The organism is Chthonomonas sp. (assembly GCF_035294505.1).
GTDB lineage: Bacteria > Armatimonadota > Chthonomonadetes > Chthonomonadales > Chthonomonadaceae > Chthonomonas.
Genome location: NZ_DATGKU010000036.1, coordinates 1 through 1,658, shown reverse-complemented (window position 1 = coordinate 1,658; position 1,658 = coordinate 1). Strand labels below are relative to the sequence as shown.

General features: G+C 54.6%; 2 protein-coding genes. Both read left to right on the top strand.

What is annotated here, in order from left to right; translation table 11 throughout:
• The first annotated feature begins 46 nt into the window (after positions 1-46).
• Positions 47-283, top strand: coding sequence for a transposase (locus tag VKV18_RS01330; RefSeq protein WP_414647166.1), 237 nt, complete (start codon positions 47-49; stop codon positions 281-283).
• 36 nt (positions 284-319) lie between these two features.
• On the top strand, positions 320-1,658 hold a 1,339-nt coding region (locus tag VKV18_RS01325), incomplete at its 3' end, for a hypothetical protein (RefSeq protein WP_324202427.1).

Sequence of the window (1,658 nt, the reverse complement as noted above, 5' to 3'; positions counted from 1 at the left end):
CCTGATCGCCGACCGCGGTTACGATAGCGATCCGCTGCGCAGGCAGTTGGCGGCCCGTGGCATCGAATTGATCGCCCCGCACCGCAGGAACCGGAGCAAGCCGCCGACGCAGGATGGTCGGGCGCTGCGCCGCTCCAAGCGACGGTGGATCGTGGAACGCACTTTCGCCTGGCTCGGCAACTTCCGCCGACTCGTGGTGCGCTATGACCGCTCGCTGACCGTTTACCAAGGTTTCTTTCATATCGCCTGCTTCATGATCGTCTTGCGGAGGGTTTTGAAATAGCTTCAGGCTTTCTCGAGCAGAAAGTGAGAGGAGCAAATGGATAGAAGAAATTTTCTAAGAAAGAGTTCTGCGTCGGTAGCTTTGATAGGCGGCCAGGATCTCATCACTTCAGCAATTGAATTGCGACGGGATCCTCCTCAGACTGAAAAGACGGATACTTACGAAGTACGAGCGTACGAAGCTCCCTCATGGCTGCGTTACACACGCACTGTTTGCTTTGATGGGTATGGCCCTCCTGTCTACCCGCACATGAAAGGGTTTGATGCCAAGCGCCTGGTGCAAGCTGCATCGGAGCTGGGAGGGAACATGCTTCGGTCTCAGCCGATTGGATACTGGGCGTATTATCCGAGCAAGGTCTTCCCAGTTCATCCTGAGTTGGATGGCAGGGATCTCATCGATGAGGTAACCCAAGCATGCAGACCATTGGGAATACACCATTATTGCTACTGCCCTTACGGCCATCTTTGGCTAGAAGTCAACTGGGTAAAACAGCATCCCCAATATGCTCGGTGGGCTTTGCGGGGACCTGACGGCAAGATTTATGGGAGCCGATGGCACGTGGGTTGGGCACTCCAACAGAAAATTTGTACCACCGGCGACGCCTACCGCGAAGCCATTCGCGTAGTGGTAAGGGAACTCTGTGAACATGATATTGCTGGAGTTTACTTCGATCATCCCAGCACGCTTATGACAGGAATATGCTTCTGTGAGTCCTGCAGGAAGAACTTCCAGAAGTTCAGCGGGATGGATCTGGAAAGGCTGAGCGGATTTGTGAAGAAATACACACCGAACGGTTGGCCCGTGGACTGGACTCGCCTTCCTGCCTCTGTAGACATGGAGCCCTTGATTGCGTGGTTTCGGTGGGTGAATGAACTGACAAACGAGGACTTACTGGACTTTCGGAAGATCATCCACGGGAGCGGGAGGTTCATGCTCTGCCATAACGGAAACACTTGGACGGGGACTTCCCTTGTCCGGCAGTACCGGATTCCGGACGGCTTTATGGACGAGGCAATCCCGGAAATCTACCAACGTGTTGTCAGGGGGCTATTGAACGCCTCGATGGCTAGATCGTACAAGAAGCTGACGCAGATATATATGGGGAGCTATGCTCTAACTTGGTTTGGGGAGCCGCCGAACGAAAAACCTTGGGTGATCAATGAGACGAACCTGGAAGACGGGGACGAGGTTCGGATGGAAGGTTTTACGAATTTGGCATGTGGGAACGCTCCGATCTATGCGGTAGCGAACCGATTGTATTACGGGGTGGGGAGCGGGAGCGCGGAGCCGGCGAAGGAAGTGTTCGAGGTGATGAAGCGGGTGGAAGGGATTCACAAGGACAGTGTGCCGGTGGCGTACGTGTCGATCGTGCCGA